General features: G+C 71.9%; 13 protein-coding genes and 3 pseudogenes. 9 read left to right on the top strand and 7 right to left on the bottom strand.

All coding sequences use genetic code 11. The features are described 5' to 3' along the window. The first annotated feature begins 289 nt into the window (after positions 1-289). From murC to FB157_RS38425, 3 genes are all read left to right on the top strand, one after another. Positions 290-1,681, top strand: coding sequence for a UDP-N-acetylmuramate--L-alanine ligase (murC, locus tag FB157_RS38435; RefSeq protein ID WP_145885360.1), 1,392 nt, complete (start codon positions 290-292; stop codon positions 1,679-1,681). 14 nt (positions 1,682-1,695) lie between these two features. Then, entirely contained in the window at positions 1,696-2,103 is a 408-nt protein-coding gene (gene msrB, locus FB157_RS38430) for a peptide-methionine (R)-S-oxide reductase MsrB (RefSeq protein ID WP_145885359.1), read from the top strand. A gap of 79 nt (positions 2,104-2,182) precedes the next feature. Beyond that, on the top strand, positions 2,183-3,475 hold the full coding sequence (locus tag FB157_RS38425; protein WP_315903861.1) for a PP2C family protein-serine/threonine phosphatase: 1,293 nt from the start codon (positions 2,183-2,185) through the stop codon (positions 3,473-3,475). 623 nt (positions 3,476-4,098) lie between these two features. Here the strand turns inward: FB157_RS38425 and FB157_RS47720 are convergent. Then, positions 4,099-4,353: pseudogene (locus FB157_RS47720) on the bottom strand (ATP-binding protein); the annotation flags it as partial. Between FB157_RS47720 and FB157_RS48930 the strand changes: the two are divergent. The 4 genes and pseudogenes from FB157_RS48930 to FB157_RS38405 all read left to right on the top strand — a co-directional run. Continuing rightward, positions 4,340-4,588 (top strand): annotated as a pseudogene (locus tag FB157_RS48930) (FAD:protein FMN transferase); the annotation flags it as partial. The pseudogenes FB157_RS47720 and FB157_RS48930 sit on opposite strands and share 14 nt — an antisense overlap. A gap of 100 nt (positions 4,589-4,688) precedes the next feature. Next, positions 4,689-5,813 carry an ABC transporter ATP-binding protein gene (locus FB157_RS38415; protein ID WP_186581875.1) on the top strand — a complete coding sequence of 375 codons (1,125 nt, stop codon included), beginning with the start codon at positions 4,689-4,691 and terminating at the stop codon, positions 5,811-5,813. Next, a complete protein-coding gene (locus tag FB157_RS38410) occupies positions 5,810-6,463 on the top strand; it encodes an ABC transporter permease (RefSeq protein WP_145885356.1) in 654 nt (217 codons plus the stop codon). Before FB157_RS38415 ends, FB157_RS38410 begins: the two co-directional genes overlap by 4 nt. After that, positions 6,460-7,128, top strand: a complete 669-nt coding sequence (locus FB157_RS38405) for an ABC transporter permease (protein ID WP_145885355.1) — start codon at positions 6,460-6,462, stop codon at positions 7,126-7,128. Before FB157_RS38410 ends, FB157_RS38405 begins: the two co-directional genes overlap by 4 nt. Positions 7,129-7,132: 4 nt before the next feature. Here FB157_RS38405 and FB157_RS38400 read toward each other — a convergent pair whose 3' ends face one another. The 4 genes from FB157_RS38400 to FB157_RS38385 are packed head-to-tail and all read right to left on the bottom strand — an operon-like array spanning position 7,133 to position 11,118. Beyond that, entirely contained in the window at positions 7,133-7,732 is a 600-nt protein-coding gene (locus FB157_RS38400; RefSeq protein ID WP_145885354.1) for an ATP/GTP-binding protein, read from the bottom strand. Then, complete coding sequence (locus tag FB157_RS38395; RefSeq protein ID WP_145885353.1) at positions 7,719-8,135, bottom strand: DUF742 domain-containing protein; 417 nt, start codon at positions 8,133-8,135, stop codon at positions 7,719-7,721. Before FB157_RS38395 ends, FB157_RS38400 begins: the two co-directional genes overlap by 14 nt. A 32-nt stretch (positions 8,136-8,167) precedes the next feature. After that, positions 8,168-8,638, bottom strand: coding sequence for a roadblock/LC7 domain-containing protein (locus tag FB157_RS38390; protein WP_145885352.1), 471 nt, complete (start codon positions 8,636-8,638; stop codon positions 8,168-8,170). Further along, positions 8,635-11,118, bottom strand: coding sequence for a sensor histidine kinase (locus FB157_RS38385; protein WP_145885351.1), 2,484 nt, complete (start codon positions 11,116-11,118; stop codon positions 8,635-8,637). Before FB157_RS38385 ends, FB157_RS38390 begins: the two co-directional genes overlap by 4 nt. A 231-nt stretch (positions 11,119-11,349) precedes the next feature. Between FB157_RS38385 and FB157_RS38380 the strand changes: the two genes are divergently transcribed. Both FB157_RS38380 and FB157_RS38375 read left to right on the top strand, forming a co-directional pair. After that, a complete protein-coding gene (locus FB157_RS38380; RefSeq protein WP_145885350.1) occupies positions 11,350-12,309 on the top strand; it encodes an ABC transporter substrate-binding protein in 960 nt (319 codons plus the stop codon). Between the two features lie 23 nt (positions 12,310-12,332). Then, positions 12,333-13,877: an aromatic amino acid ammonia-lyase gene (locus FB157_RS38375; protein WP_145885349.1), complete on the top strand. Its 1,545-nt coding sequence runs from the start codon at positions 12,333-12,335 to the stop codon at positions 13,875-13,877. 239 nt (positions 13,878-14,116) lie between these two features. On the opposite strand, the pseudogene FB157_RS49510 reads toward FB157_RS38375, so the two are convergent. Further along, positions 14,117-14,179 (bottom strand): annotated as a pseudogene (locus FB157_RS49510) (AsnC family transcriptional regulator); the annotation flags it as partial. A gap of 28 nt (positions 14,180-14,207) precedes the next feature. Further along, complete coding sequence (locus tag FB157_RS38360) at positions 14,208-14,663, bottom strand: tellurite resistance TerB family protein (protein ID WP_097251767.1); 456 nt, start codon at positions 14,661-14,663, stop codon at positions 14,208-14,210. Between the last annotated feature and the right edge of the window lie 31 nt (positions 14,664-14,694).

The following is a 14,694-nucleotide window of genomic DNA, read 5'->3' as shown; positions in this document are numbered from 1 at the left end:
CTCCACACCTACAACCACCACCGCTGCCACACCGCACTCGGAGGCCAGCCCCCGATCAGCCGAGTGAACAACGCTGCGGGTCAATACACCTAGGCACTGCGGGGCGGGGCGTCGCGTCCTTGGGTGCGGCGTCGTTGCGGCCGGTCGCGCCCACGCGGCTCAGCCCGCGGACCGGCACGGCCCCCCGCGCCTCCCGGACCGGCTGCCCCGCGGCTCTTGCGAGGTGCCCGGTCCGTCAGCGCATAGGCTAGGGGCGCCCAGCCTCGTACCGGATCTTATGGAGACTTGCATGGCACCCGGACTTCCTGCCGCCATGGACCGACCGCACTTCATCGGCATCGGCGGTGCTGGGATGTCGGGTATCGCCAAGATCCTCGCGCAGCGCGGGGCCGAGGTGGCCGGGAGCGACGCCAAGGAGTCGGCGACCGCCGAGGCGCTGCGGGCGCTCGGTGTGACCGTGCACATCGGGCACGCCGCCGGGCACCTCGCCGACGACGCGAGCTGTGTCGTCGTGTCGTCGGCCATCCGCAGGGACAACCCGGAGCTGGCCCGCGCCGCCGAGCTGGGCGTCCCGGTGGTGCACCGGTCCGACGCACTGGCCGCGCTGATGGACGGGCTGCGGCCGATCGCCGTGGCCGGTACCCACGGCAAGACCACGACCACGTCGATGCTGGCGGTCTCGCTGAGCGAGCTGGGCCGCGAGCCGTCGTACGCCATCGGCGGCGACCTGGACGCGCCCGGCTCGAACGCGCTGCACGGCGAGGGCGACATCTTCGTCGCCGAGGCCGACGAGTCGGACCGCAGCTTCCACAAGTACGCGCCCGAGGTCGCCATCGTCCTCAACGTCGAGCTGGACCACCACGCGAACTACGCCTCGATGGACGAGATCTACGAGTCCTTCGAGACCTTCGCCGGGAAGATCGTGCCCGGCGGGACGCTGGTGATCTCCGCCGACCACGAGGGTGCGCGGGAGCTCACGCGGCGGCTGGACGGGTCGGTGCGGATCGTGACGTACGGCGCGGCCGAGGACGCCGATGTACGGGTCCTGTCCGTGCTGCCGCAGGGGCTGAAGAGCCAGGTCACCGCGGTGCTGGACGGGCAGGAGCTGACCTTCGAGGTCTCCGTGCCCGGCCGCCACTACGCACTCAACGCGGTCGCCGCGCTGGCCGCCGGTGCCGCCCTCGGCATTCCCGCCGCCGAGCTGGCGCCCGCGCTGGCCGCCTACACCGGGGTCAAGCGGCGCCTGCAGCTCAAGGGCGAGGCCGCCGGTGTGCAGGTGATCGACTCCTACGCCCACCACCCCACCGAGATGACCGCCGACCTGGAGGCCATGCGCGGCGCCGCAGGCGACTCCCGGATCCTGGTCGTCTTCCAGCCGCACCTCTTCTCCCGCACCCAGGAGCTGGGCAAGGAGATGGGCGAGTCGCTGGCGCTCGCCGACGCCTCGGTCGTGCTCGACATCTACCCGGCCCGCGAGGACCCGATCCCCGGGGTGACCAGCGAGCTGATCATCGAGGCCGCGCGCGCGGCGGGCGCCGACGTCTCCGCCGTGCACGACAAGGCGGAGATCCCCGCGGTGATCGCGGGAATGGCGAAGCCCGGTGATCTCGTTCTCACCATGGGCGCGGGCGACGTGACCGACCTGGGCCCGCAGATCCTGGACCGTCTGTCGCAGCAGTAAAGGGGCTGAGGCTCATGTCGTACGACGTCGACAAGCCGGACGAGCAGTGGCGCGCGGAGCTGACACCGGCCGAGTACGCCGTGCTGCGCCAGGCCGGAACCGAACCGGCCTTCACCGGTGAGTACACGGACACCAAGACCAAGGGCGTCTACTCCTGTCGCGCCTGCGGGGCCGAGCTGTTCACCTCCACCACCAAGTTCGAGTCGCACTGCGGCTGGCCGTCCTTCTACGACCCGAAGGACACCGACGCGGTGGAGCTGATCGAGGACCGCTCCCACGGCATGGTCCGTACCGAGGTGCGCTGCGCCCGCTGCGGCTCCCACCTCGGTCATGTGTTCGAGGGTGAGGGGTACTCGACGCCCACCGACCAGCGGTACTGCATCAACAGCATCTCGCTCCGGCTGACGCCGGATGAGTCCTGAGGCTTCTGGGGCTTCGGGGGTGGCCGGGACACCAGTGACTGGTGCCCGGCTCCCTCCTGTTTGAGACTCTGTGAGGGTGATGGGTGTCGCGCGCTGGATCCAGGCCCGTCGCAGGTCCGTGCCCGCTGACGGCGACCGCGCGGACGGCGCCGGTGAGCCGGAGGGCGAGGAGGCCCGGCTGACCGTCCTGCGGGCGGCCGCGGGCGCGATCGGTACGACGCTCGACGAGGAAACCACCTGCGACGAGCTGACCCGGGCCGTCGTACGGCTGGTGGGCGGCGCGGCCGCGGTCATGCGCCGGACCGGCAAGACCGTCTCCGGGTACGAGGCGATCGCCGGAGATCCGGACGTGCTGCCCGATGTCCGCTGGGCCACCGCGGTGGCCCAGGAGGTGGGCACCCCGGCGGCCGACAGACCACCGGAGCCCTGGACCGAGCAGCCGCCGGGCAGCCCCAGCCGCCCCGCGATCTCTGTGCCTCTGACCATCGGCGACGACCAGTACGGCGTCCTGGTCGCGGGGCGGCACGGAGCGCGGTTCACCCGTTCGGAGGCCGAGCGGCTGGCCCTCCTCACCGAACGCGCCGCCTCCCACATACGGCACGCTCGCGCCTACGACCTGGTCAGCCAGACGGCCGGTGACCTGCAACGCGCGCTGCTGGCGGAGCCCGGCCGGCCGCACCCGAACCTGGACGTCGCGATCCGCTACCTCCCGGCCGGCAGCAGCAGGGTGCTGGTGGGCGGCGACTGGTGCGAGACCGTACGGCTCCATTTCGGCCGCACCCTGCTGGTCGTCGGCGATGTCATGGGCCACGGCCTGGAAGCCGCCGTCGACATGAGCGCCTACCGCTCCTCGCTGCGCTACATCGCCTCCTCCGACCTGCCCCCGCACCGCGTGCTGCGGCAGATGGACGACATCGCCTCCGGCGAGGCCGACCGGAGGCCGGCCACCTGTCTGCTGGCGCGGATCGACCCCGGCCGGGGGCAGGTCACGCTCGCCAGCGCCGGTCATCTGCCGCCCGTGCTCATCAGCGAGGACGGCCGGACCGCACCGCTGTCCGTACCGGTCGGACCGCCGCTCGGCACCGGCTTCGGCGGCTACGAGTCGGCCACCCACAAGCTGGCCCCCGACCAGACACTGGTGCTCTTCACCGACGGGCTCGTGGAACGCCGTGGCGAGGACATCGACAGCTCCATGGCCCGCCTGTCCGCCCTGCGTTTCACCGGCCACGGCGTGGACGACGTCCTGGACACCATCCTGACCAACCTGGACGCACGCCATGCGGAGGACGACGTGGCGGTCCTGGCGGCGCGGCCGTATCCGAGGCGGGAGAGTCCGGCGGTGGCGGACGGCGCCGAGGTGATGGGTTCCTGAACTGTCCTTCGGGGGCGGCTGGTTGACCTGTTCCCACCGGACGGTCGTCTTTCGCGACTCCGGCGAATCGGGCAACCGTGAAGGCGGGCACGCCTGTTGTCCGAACGCACCCACGTACGCGGCCGGGGCCCGCGCGGGCCCGCTGCGCCAGGGCGAAGGCCGACGGCCAGGACCTGATCCGGGGGCGGAAGGCGTCCCGCTCGTCCCGGCCGCTCTCATGGCCGTGGACCGTGTCCGCCACGACCACGTCGCCGAGCCGCGCGTCCTTGCGGCCGCCCGCGACGCCGACGAGGAGCAACACCGAAGGGCGCAGCCGGGCCACCGGCCGCTCGGCCGGCGCGCCGCCGCCAACTCGTCCCCAGGATCGGCCAGTTGCACGCCGACCGTCAGCGCGCCGCGCTCGCCGTGAAAGCGGCCGATCTCGTACGGCGCCGTCTGCCGTGCGCCTTTCGCGGCCGGGGCCGAGATGGCCGGCGACGGCCAGGTACTCGGGCTCGATCGCCGTCAGCACGAACGCGCAGACCTTCTCCGCCTGCACAGACCGCCTCCTCGCCATGCCCGGGCCCTCCATGGCGAGGGATGCCCGGGACCGGGGGAACCGGCCTGAAGGAGGCGGAGATCGTTCAGCGCGCGGGCCTCAGGGGAAGCCCGACCGTGAACACCGTCAGCCCGTTCTCCCGGTCCAGCGCGAGGCTTCCGCCGTGCGCCTCCACCAGCCCCCGCGCCACCGACAGGCCCGGCCCGCTGCCGCCCCGGTCCCGGCTGCGGGCCTTGTCCACCCGGTGGAAGCGGTCGAAGACGCGGTCCCGGTCGGCGGCCGGGATGCCCGGGCCCGCGTCGGCGATCCGGACCAGGGCGGCGTCCGGGGCGGTGGCGACCTCCGGGCGGTACGAGCGGGGCGACCACATCCTCGACGGGCGCACCGGACGCCCGGCGACCGGGCTGCTCAGCCTGACCTCGCAGCCGATCCGGGCCGCCGCCCAGGCCACGCCGTCCTCGCCCAGGGCGAAGGCGGCGGTGGCGGTGGCATTCGCGGTCGACGCGGGGCGGCGGGTGGTACGGACGGACGGGATGCCGATGGCGGAGGCCGGCTGGCGTCACAGAAGGGCGTGAGGGTAACGAGTGGTTGCTGGACGAACTGCCGCAACACTCGCCGTCTACACTCTCCCCGCAACGGCCCAGGTCTCGCCAGAACCGAAGGACAAGCGGCGTTTTGATACGGATAGATGCAGTCACCAAGCGGTACCCGGACGGCACGGTGGCCGTCGACGGGCTGTCGTTGGACATACCCGATCGTGCGATCACCGTCCTGGTCGGCCCCTCCGGCTGCGGCAAGACGACGACCCTGCGGATGATCAACCGGATGGTGGAGCCCAGCGAGGGCAGCATCCTCCTCGACGGCCAGGACATCCGGCAGCAGCCGGTCAACACCCTGCGCCGGTCGATGGGTTACGTCATCCAGAACGCCGGTCTCTTCCAGCACCGCACCATCCTCGACAACATCGCCACCGTGCCCCGCCTGCTCGGCTGGAGCAGGCAGAAGGCGCGGGCGCGGGCGGCGGAGCTGATGGAGCGGGTCGGGCTCGACACGGCGCTCGCGAAGCGGTACCCGTACCAGCTCTCCGGCGGCCAGCAGCAGCGCGTCGGCGTGGCCCGGGCGCTCGCCGCCGACCCGCCGGTGCTGCTGATGGACGAGCCCTTCTCCGCCGTCGACCCGATCGTGCGCAAGGGTCTCCAGGACGAACTTCTGCGCATTCAGGACGAGTTGGGCAAGACCATTGTCTTCGTCACGCACGACATCGACGAGGCCATCAAGCTGGGCACGATGGTCGCCGTGCTGCGCACCGGCGGCAGGCTGGCCCAGTTCGCCCCGCCGGCCGAACTGCTCAGCGCGCCCGCCGACTCCTTCGTGGAGGACTTCCTCGGCGCGGACCGGGGCATCCGGCGGCTCTCCTTCTTCCCTTCCGCCGAACTGGAGTTGCAGACCGCTCCCGTCGTCGCGATCGACGCGGCCGCGGAGAAGCTCGCCGCGCGAGGCACCGCTCCCTATCTCCTGGTGACGGACGTCGACGGCAGGCCGCTCGGCTGGGGCGCGCCGGACGACCTCACCGCCGGGGAGATCGACCGGGAGCGACTCCTGCCGTTCGGGCGGCCGTTCGTGCCCGGCACGGACTCGCTGCGCACCGCGCTCGACGGGGCCGTGCTCTCCCCGACCGGCTGGGCCGTCGCCGTGGACGGTGAGGGGCGCGCCGTCGGCGTCGTCTCCCAGCAGGTGATCGGCGAGGCGATCCGCGCCGCCCACACCGCGGGCCGGCAGGACGCGAAGGCCGCGCGATGAGCGGCTTCTTCGACATCCCGAGCGACCTCCAGAACAGCTACTTCGGCCTGATCGGCCTGCACCTGCGGGAGGCCCTGCTGCCGGTGCTGGCCGGGCTGCTCGTCTCGCTGCCCCTGGCCCAGCTGTGCGTGCGGTTCCGCTGGCTCTACCCGCCCGTCTTCGGTGTGACCACCGTGCTGTACGCCATCCCGTCCCTGGCCTTCTTCGTCGTCCTCATCGACTACACCGGCATGACCGAGACGACCGTGATGATCCCGCTCGCGGTGTACAGCCTGGTGGTGCTGGTCCCCGCGATCGTGGACGGTGTCCGCTCGGTGCCGCCGGAGACCCTCGCCGCCGCCACGGCCATGGGCCTCGGACCCGTACGGCGTTACTTCCAGGTCCAGTTGCCCATCGCCGTACCCGCGATCCTCGCGGGCCTGCGGGTGGCGACCGCGTCGAGCATCTCTCTTGTGAGCGTCGGCATGCTGATCGGCAACCAGGGCGCCCTCGGCAATCTGCTGCACGACGCCCAGATCTACAACCGGCCCCCGCTCGCGGTGAACTCCGTCGTGACCACCGCCGTTCTGGCCGTCCTGGTCGACGCGTTGCTGGTCGCCGTGCGTGCCCTGCTGACCCCCTGGATGCCGAAGGAGCGTGCGGCCCGGTGAACGTCCTGAACTTCGTCAACGCCTTCTTCAGCGACAGCGGCCACTGGCACGGCTACGACGGCATCCCGTACCGCGTCGTCCAGCACATCGAGTACTCCCTGGAGGCGCTCGCCCTCGCCGCCGTCATCGGGCTGCCGATCGGCCTGGTCACCGGGCACTACGGGCGCGGCGGCAACGCGCTCGCGCTGATCGCCACCGCGGCCCGGGCACTGCCCACCTTCGGCCTGCTGGTGCTGCTGGTCACCTGGCTGAGCTTCAGCATGTCGCTCGTGATGATCCCGCTGGTCGTGCTCGCCGTCCCGCCGATCCTGGTCACGACCTACGAGGCGGTCCGGTCCGTCGACCCCTCCCCGGTGGACGCCGCACGGGGCATGGGGATGCCGGAGTCACGGGTCCTGTTCCAGGTGGAACTCCCGGTCGCGCTGCCGCTGATCCTCAGCGGAGTGCGGTCGGCCGCCATCCAGATCGTCTCGACGGCCACCATCGCCGCGTACATCGGCCTCGGCGGCCTCGGCCGCTACATCATCGACGGCCTCTTCCAGAGGAACTACGAGAAGGTCGTCGGCGGCGCCACCCTGGTCGCCGGGATGGCGCTCGCGACCCTCGTGGTGTTCTGGGCGGTGTCCCGGATCGCGGTCTCGCCCGGGGTGCGGCGGAGCAACTGAGGCGTCACTGCTCGGTGCGGGCCAGCGCCAGTTCGAGCACGACGAGCAGCGCGTCCCGCACCGAGCCGCGCTCCCGGGCGTCGAACACCACGACCGGGACGCCGTCGGAGACGTCCAGGGCCCAGCGGACCTCGTCCAGGGAGTGCTCCACCTTCCCGTCGAAGGCGTTGACCGCCACCGCGAACGGGATGTCCTTGTGCTCGAAGTAGTCGACGGCCGCGTAGCAGTCGTCCAGACGGCGGGTGTCGACGATGACGAGACCGCCGACCGCGCCCTCCACGATGTCGTCCCACATGAACCCGAACCGCTCCTGCCCGGGCGTGCCGAACAGGTACAGCTTCAGCGTCGGGTCGATGGTGATGCAGCCGAAGTCCAGCGCCACCGTGGTGGTGGTCTTGCGCGGGGTGTGCGTGAGGTCGTCCACGCCCGCGGCGACCTCGGTGATCGACGCCTCGGTGGTCAGCGGCTCGATCTCCGAGATCGAGCCGACGGTGGTGGTCTTGCCCACGCCGAAGCCGCCTGCGATCACCATCTTCACCGGCAAGGGCGGCCGCACGGCGGAGGGTGCGGCCGTGCCCCGGGTGAGCGGTTCAGTCGGTGTCACTCGGTACCCCTCGGGAGTCGGGGACGGCCCGGAGGCCGTCGATAACCCTGCGCAGGACGGAGGCGTCGTGGGTGGCCTCGACGTCGGGCACGTGGACCGTCAGCTGCCCCGCCTCGCGCAGGTCTTCGGCCAGGACACGGACCACGTTGAGGTGCAGCCGCAGCCGGGCCGCGAGTTCCGCGATCGACTGCGGCAGCCGGCAGGCGGCGATGATGTCGTACCGCTCGAAGGAGAGCCGGCCGAGCGCGTCGAGACCCGCTGCGGTGGCCACCACCTGGGTCTCCACGGGCATCGACCGGCCGGGAGCGGCATCCGCCACCCGGCCGGCGGTGACCAGGAACGGCCGCACGGCGGGGGCGGGGCCGACCGGGTCCGGGCCCGGCGGCTGGGTGCCGTCCGCCATGGCTGTCCACTCCTCCTGTCCGGGCCCGCGCCTCAGCGCGTGGCGCCGACGGTGTTCTTCAGCTCCAGCACCAGCTGCGGGCTGAGGGCCGCACCGGCGCGGTTGGCGAACACCGTCATCTCGTAGGCGATGTTGCCGAGCTTGGCGTCCTTGTCGGTGACCACGCCGAGCACGGCGCCGCTGCCGATCGCGGAGACGATGACATGGCCGCCCTCCAGGTCGATGATGACCTTGTTCAGGCCGCCCAGGCCGTAGTTGCCCGAGGCACCGGCGGCCAGGCTGGTGATGCCCGAGACGATCGCGGCGAGCCGTTCGGAATGGGCGCGCTCACGCAGCTCCGACACGGCGATCAGCAGGCCGTCGGAGGAGACCGCGATCGCGTCGACGACGCCCGCGGTCTCGGTCGCGAAACGGTTCAGCAGCCAGGTGAAGTCGGCTGCGGCTGCCTGCAGGTCGGTCGGCGCGGTGCCGCCCGTCGGGGTGTCACCTGTCGACGTGCTCACTGCTCGGCTCCTTCCGGAAGGTGGTTCGGGTCGTGCGGCGGGGTCGGCGTGGGGGGAGCGGAGGAGGTCTCCTCGGGGTGCGGTCGCGCGTGGCTTCCGGTGTCGCTGTCCCGATGGGCGCGTTCCACCGCCGCCTCGAACTCCTCCAGCGCGCTGCGCTCCGCCTCGGCGTCGCGGGTGCGTGCCGTCTGCGGTGCGGCCTGGGTGGCGCCGGCGGTGGTCCGGAGGGTCGCTCCGCGCACCCGGCGGCGCAGGGGGCGTGCGGTGCCGGAGGAGGCGGCCTGCGGCTGCTCCGCGGGGGCGGCGCTCTCGCGGCTCGGGACACGGCGGGGCAGGGGGACCGCGGGTTCGGCGCCTTCCGCGGCGGAGCCGGTCTGCTGCCCGGCGGCTTCGGTCCGCTGCCCGGCGGGTTCGGGCCTCTCCGCGGCGGGTTCGGGCTTCTTCCCGGCTGAGCCGGACGGCACCGGTCCGGACGGGACGTCCGCTGCCGTCGGCGCCACGGAGACCGGCTCCGCCACCGGGCTCATCGTCAGCAGCAGTGAGGACGGCAGCGTCACCTCGGCCGTCACGCCGCCGCCGGGTGTACGGGTCAGTTCCACCCCGATCTCCCAGCGGCGGGCCAGCGCGCCGACCACGAACAGACCGAGCACCTTGGTCGGCACCAGGTCGAGGCGCTCACGACGGATCAGACGGGCGTTCTCCTCGGCCAGCCGTTCGGCGCCCATGCCGAGGCCGTGGTCGGTGACGACGACGTGGGCGCCCTCGGCACCGGACCGGACGGTCACCTCCACCGGGCTGCCCTCGGGCGAGAACGACACCGCGTTCTCCACGAGTTCGGCCATCATCAGGGTCAGGTCGCCGATGATGTCGGGTTCGACCATGGCGTCCGAGGCGGCGTACAGCCGGACCCGCTGATAGCCCTCGATCTGCCCGAGCGCGGCCCGCACGACGTTGGAGAGCGCGAGGGGCCCGCCGTCCAGCGCCGTCTCGCGGATGCCCGCCAGCAGCATGAGGCTGTCGGCGTTGCGGCGCAGGCGTACGGCGATGTGGTCGATGGAGTAGAGGCGTTCCAGCAGCGCGGGGTCGGTCTCGCCGCGCTCCACGGCGTCGATCAGCGCGAGCTGGCGGGTGGTCAGGTTGCTGACCCGGCGGCCCACGTTGCCGAACATCTCGGCGGTGTTGCGCCGGCTGAGCACCTGGCGCTCCAGCAGGGCCGCGGCGGTGGTCTGCACCCGGTTGAACGCCTCGGCCAGGTCACCGATCTCGTCGCGCGCGGTGACCGGCATGTCCCGCAACCGGGGCGGACCGTCGTCCTCGGCGTCGTCGTCGGCCACCCGGTCCAGCTCGCGCCGGGCCACCTCGGCGACCTCCTGCGCGGCCCCGGTGAGCGCCTGCACGGGCCGCACCACCGAGCGGCGCACCAGCACCGCGAAGGTGATCCACAGCGCGAACGCCACCAGCGCGCCGTACAGCAGCAGCTCCGCGTGCCACTTGGCGGAGGAGGCCTCGCGGTCGGCGCGGTCGGCGATCTGGCCGATCAGCGAGGTGGTGATCTTCAGCCGGGCGGCGGCCTGCTCGGGGTACCGGGGGTAGTCGGCGAGGGCGTCCTGGACCGCCTTGCGGATCTCGGCCCGCGACCCGGCCTCCAGTTGCGTGGGATCGATCTGCAACTCGGCATAGGCCTGCGCGATGCTCTGCTGCGCGGAGGTGTGGTCGATGCCGGCCAGCTGCTGCGCCTGGCGCCCGGTGGCGAACCGGCCGAAGCGGTCGGCCTGGTGGGTGTAGAGGTCGTAGGAGCCGACCGCGTTGGTGAACTCGATCAGCGCGTTGGGGTCCCCGGTCGTCGCGGAGAACACGCTCGTCTCGAAGGCGCCGTGGGCGGCGTCCGCGCGCAGCAGGGAGTCCAGCAGGCTGCCCGTGAACGTCGACGCGAAAGTGGTGTCGCGGTCGAGTCCGAGGGCGTCGATCAGCCGGCCCGTCACGTCGACGTAGGCGGGGTCGATGTTGTCGGCCGGCAGATAGCCCCGCTCGACGCTCTGGCGCAGGCTGGAGAGGCCGTCGACGTCCCTCAGGGCCTGTTCCTCGGCGTTCGGCAGCCGGTCGCCGTAGATGGCGCGCACCTTCTCGGTCTGGGACTTCACCCCGTCCTGCGCCGCGCGGTAGGCGGCGAGCGAAGGTTTGGACCAGCCGGTCTCGTAGCGCGCGGACAGCAGGATCGCCTGCTGGTGCTCGGCCTCGACACGGTCCACGAGCCGGGCCACCTGCGCACTGTCCCGCACCGTCCGGGCCGCCGACTCGGCGTTGTCCGACTGCTCGACCAGGTCGTTGACGAGGTACGACAGCAGGGCGGCGATCACCGCGAGCGGGACGGCGACGAGCAGGTTGAGCTTGCGCCGGAAGGGCCAGCGGTCGGCGAAGCCTCGTACACCGCTGTGTGCCGGGGCATGCCGGGCGGGCGCGTCCACCTGGTTCGTGGACACCGGGCCTCCTTCATGGGGGTGCCTTACGGCGGAAGCGGGCCCCGTGCACCGCTGTGACCGATTTCGACTTCCGTGAGACTACAGGCCCCTTGAAGGATCAATCACGTCGCCTTTTATCAAGAATGAGTTACGAGGTGAGTGCTCTCTGCGCACAACTGACCGCACATCGAAGCCAATCGGTGACCCAGAGACGCTTGACTGACCGAGAACTGGCTGGATTGGATCAGTAGTGTGACTTCCACCAAGCGCATCAGCAGGCCCATCCGGAGAAACCGAGGCGCGGCGGCGGTCGCCCTCGCGGCGACGACGGCCCTGCTGGCGGGCTGTAACTCCTCCGACGGCAAGGGCGACGACCCCCTTTCGGACAGCAAGGCAAGCGGCGACAGCGTGGTCGTCGGATCCAACAACTTCGCCGAGAGCATCCTGCTCGCGGACATCTACGGCGAGGCCCTCAAGGCCAAGGGGATCAAGGTCTCCTACAAGCCGAACATCGGCAGCCGTGAGACCACTTACGGTCTGCTCAAGAACGGGTCCGTATCGGTCCTGCCCGAGTACAACGGCGCGCTGCTGGCCTACCTCGACCCGAAGGCCACGCCCAAGACCGTCGAGGCGACCACGTCGGCCATCGAGGCCAAGCTGGACTCGAAGCTGACCCTGCTGGAGCCCTCGCCCGCGCAGAACAAGGACTCGGTCACGCTCAACGCGGCCACCGCGAAGAAGTACCACCTGACCGGGAAGTCGTCCATCGCCGACCTCAAGGGCGTCGCGAAGGACCTGGTCATCGGCGCCTCGTCGGAGTTCCAGACCCGGCAGCAGGGCCTGGTCGGCCTGAAGGACGTCTACGGCCTGGAGTTCAAGTCCTTCAAGGCGCTGGACGCGGGCGGCCCGCTCACCAAGGCGGCCCTGAAGAAGGACGCCGTGCAGGCGGCGGACGTCTTCACCACGGACGCGGACATCTCCAAGGAGAAGTTCCTCGTCCTGCAGGACCCGAAGAACCTCTTCGGCTTCGAGAACATCCAGCCGCTCGTCTACAAGAGCGCCCTGCCCCAGAAGGGCGCCGCCGCGCTCAACGCCGTCTCCGCCAAGCTGGACACGGCGACCCTGCTGGACCTGGACACCCAGGTGCAGTCGCAGAACAAGGACCCGCTGGACGTCGCCAAGGCCTGGCTGAAGTCCGCCGGTCTCGGCTGACCCACCGCGGCGCGGACGCGACCGTGGACCCGACGACGCGGGTGCCCCCGGAGGCCGGGGACACCCGCGTCGTGCTGGACGGGACGGCCCTGTCCCTGCCGGACCTGGTCCGGCTCGCCGACGCCACGGCCGAACCCGACCTGGACCCGTCGGCCCTGGACCGGCTGCACCGCACCCGCGAGCAGGCCGACCGCCTCGCCGCGGGCGGCCGTTGGTACGGCCGTGGCACCGGCGTCGGCGCCCACCGCTCGGTTCCCGTCGCCCCCGCCGACGAGAGTGCCCACGGCCTGCGGATCCTGCGCAGCCATGCGGGAGGCGCGGGCCCCCTCCTGCCGCCCCGCCAGATCCGCGCGATGCTCACCGTCCGGGCCAATCAGCTCCTGGCCGGCGGCTCCGGCATCCACCCCTCCTTCGTCACGGCCCTCACCGAGGCCCTCCGGCTGCGCGTCCACCCGGCCGTCAACGAATACGGCGGCATCGGCACGGGCGACCTGACGGCCCTGGCACAGACGGGGTTGACGTTGCTGGGGGAGCGGCCTTGGGTGCTTCCCGCCGGCCCCGGTTCTGCCGTGGCGCGGTCCGGCGAACCCAGCCCTGCGCAGCTCCGCCCCGTCGAGTCCCCGCCCGGGCTCCCGGCCCCCGTCACGCTTCGGTCGGGCGACGCGCTGGCGTTGCTGAGCAGCAACGCGCTCGCCCTCGGGCAGGCCGGGCTCGCCTGGCACGAGGTGGACGTGCTGTCGCGGGCCACGCATGCGGTTGCCGCGCTCTCGCTCGCGGCCGTCTCCGGGGCGCCGGAGGCGTACGCCGCTCCGGTGCATGCCCTGCGGCCCTACCCCGGTCCGGCGCGGGCGGCCGCCGAGGTGCGGCGGCTGCTGGGGATGCCCGATCGGCCGGTCACCTCGGGGCGCCGGATCCAGGATCCCTTCGGCTTCCGGGCCTTTCCGCAGGTGCACGGCGCCACGCTGGAGGCCTGTGAGGCGCTGCGCCGGATCGTCGAGGTCGAGATCAACTGCCCCACGGAGAACCCGGTCCTCGCCCCCGACGGCCGGCTCTACCATCACGGCGGCTTCTTCGCGGCCCCGCTGGGCCTGGCCCTCGACGGCCTGAACCTCGCCCTCTTGCAGACCGCCCAGCTCTCCGTGGCCCGGCTGAACGCGCTGGGCCGCCCCGGTCTGACCGGCCTGCCCGCGTTCCTCGCCTCCGGTCCCGCAGGCAGCTCCGGCACGATGATCCTGGAGTACACCGCAAACTCGGCGCTGGCGGAAGTGCGTTCCTGCGCCGCGCCCGCCTCGACCGGCCATGCCGTCCTCTCCCACGGCCTGGAGGAGACCGCCAGCTTCGCCGGCCAGGCCGCCCGCCAGACGAGCCGTGCCGCCGCCGCGTACGCCACCGTTCTCGCCTGTGAACTGGTCCTCGCGGTAAGGGCGTTGCGATTTCGTCCGGTGCCCCCGGCGGTCACCGCCTTCAGCGTCGCGGCCGCCGCGCTCCCGCCCGGCACCGAGGACCGCCCGCTGACCGGAGACATCACGACGGCCACCGAACTCCTGCCACGACTGGCCGAGTTGTGATTTCGCGACGTCCAGTGGTCCGGCCCCGCCCACACCCTGCCGTTCGCGCTGCCGCTGATCGCCGGCGGACGGCTCGGCGACCTCGCGGGCCGGCGCCGTGAGCCGCACCAGCCACTGTGTACGCCCTTCCCGGTGCGGATCGGGCAGGCCCGCCACGCGCACCCCCGCCTCGGTGCGCAGTGGCGGGAGCGGCGGGCGATCGTCCTGGCCGAGACACCGAGCACCCCGGCGATCCTGCTGAACGGTGCCCGGCCGTCCCGGTGCAGGGCGTGGATGAGGGCACGGTCGAGGTCGTCGAGCATGCCCTCCATCCTCGCGGCCGGCGACGGATCAGAGGTCGAACTCGTGCGGCGGCAGGTCGAGCGTGTAGCAAGCCTCACGCACCACAGCCTGCTCGGTCTTGTCGAAGTCGCCGTCCGCGCCGCCGATGACGATGCCGATCTGCACCACGGCGCGCGCCTCGGCAGGCTTCTTCTTGGCCTTGGCGATCTCCTGCAGCACGCTCACCTTGCCGAAGTCGAAGTCGGTGGTCAGCTTGTTCAGGTTCTCCTCGAAGCGGCGCCTCAGGTCGTCGGCCGGGAAGTTCTGCAACACCTCGTTCGTCGCGATGAGCTGGGCCACCCGCTGCCGCTCCGACGGGTCGATCGTGCCGTCGGCGGCGGCCACGAGCGCGCACATGGCCATGCTCGCGTCGCGGAAGGCGCCGCTCTTCAGGTCGTTCTTCTTCGCCACCAACTGGGTCTGCATCTGCGACGCCGACTCCTTGACGCGGTCCCACAGGGCCATGCGAACTCCTCGTATCCACGGTCGTATGCCT

It is taken from the genome of Streptomyces sp. BK340 (assembly GCF_007827595.1).
GTDB lineage: Bacteria > Actinomycetota > Actinomycetes > Streptomycetales > Streptomycetaceae > Streptomyces.
This window is presented reverse-complemented; position numbering and strand designations above follow the sequence as displayed.